A 1,167-nucleotide genomic window follows, 5' to 3' on the forward strand; every position below is an offset into this window, starting at 1 on the left:
AGCGGGTTCCCTCGGCCCCGGGGTGAGCCTGCGGCCGGGGCGCACCGCCCTCGATCTCCCGCTCCACCGTGCCCTTGCCCGCGCGCAGGACGACGAGCGGATCGTCCTTGGCGTACGCGTCCGTGCCGAGGTCCGTGTCCGCGGAGACGGCCACCGCGATACGGCCGCCCGCCTGGTCCACGCCGATCACCCCGGCGGCGCTCCCTTCGTGGAACCACAGGGGGTCTCCCGTACGCGGGTCGAAGCCGTACGCTCGCCAGCGCCGGTCCCAGGAGGTGCGCCGCGCCTGAGCGGTGGCGTACGAGGTGTAGGAGATCAGAGCGACGGCCTCTTCGGAGGCCGCGAACGTGCCGTAGTTTCCCTCAAGTTGACTCTTCGGGCGGCTGAACGGGCGGCGCGGCCGGTGCGGATTGCGGATCAGCGAGCCGGAGTTCCACGCCTCCCGCCCGCTGTCGGCGTGGAGCGCGATCAGTTCCGGTTCGAACAGCCCGTCCTTGAGCACGTAGACCAGGTCGCCGAGGGATTCGGCACTCTTGAGGTCCTGCGACGGGTACGTCCAGCGGACGGTGTTGGTCTCCGCGTCGATCCGCGTCAGTGAGCCGCCGTCGATGAGATACAGGTCGCCCCCGCTGCGCGACAGCGCGCCGTCGAAGGGGAGTTCACCGACCTCACGGGTCCACCGCACCCGGCCCTTCAGCACCGAATCCGGCCAGGGGCCGTCCTTCGCATCGCCGCCCGCGCGGTCCTCGCCACCGCTGTCGTCCTTGCCGCCTCCGAGGTTGTTCACGACGACGGCCGTGGTGGTGACCCCCGCGGCGCCGAGCACCGCACCTCCCCAGGTGAGCAGGCGGCGGCGGGACGGACGGCCGGGCGGGAGCGGTGGCGCGTCGGCCCGTGCGTCGCGGGGCGCGAACGGCTGCGGGCTGTCGCGGGGCGCGAACCGCTGCGGGTGCCGCGCCGCGTCCCGAGGCGGGTCCTCTGGCGGGCCCTCGGGCGGATCCTCGGGAGGGTCATCGGGCCGCTCATCCGTGATGTCGCGCGAGGAGTCGTCGGTGTCCCGCGCGACCGACTCCGCGACCAGTTGCGCGACCTCGTCCTCCTGGCGGCGCACCAGCCCCGAGACCGGCTCCCGCTCCCACCACGGCGAGTCGTCGGCCAGCTCCCCGC

1 protein-coding gene is annotated in these 1,167 nt (G+C 73.6%); it reads right to left on the reverse strand.

Annotated elements, in window-relative coordinates:
• Positions 1 to 1,167 (reverse strand): outer membrane protein assembly factor BamB family protein (locus ACZ5CR_RS46390; protein WP_468870080.1); only part of this gene is annotated, 1,167 nt, incomplete at both ends.

The sequence above is a fragment of the Streptomyces sp. NPDC031274 genome, from assembly GCF_055570235.1.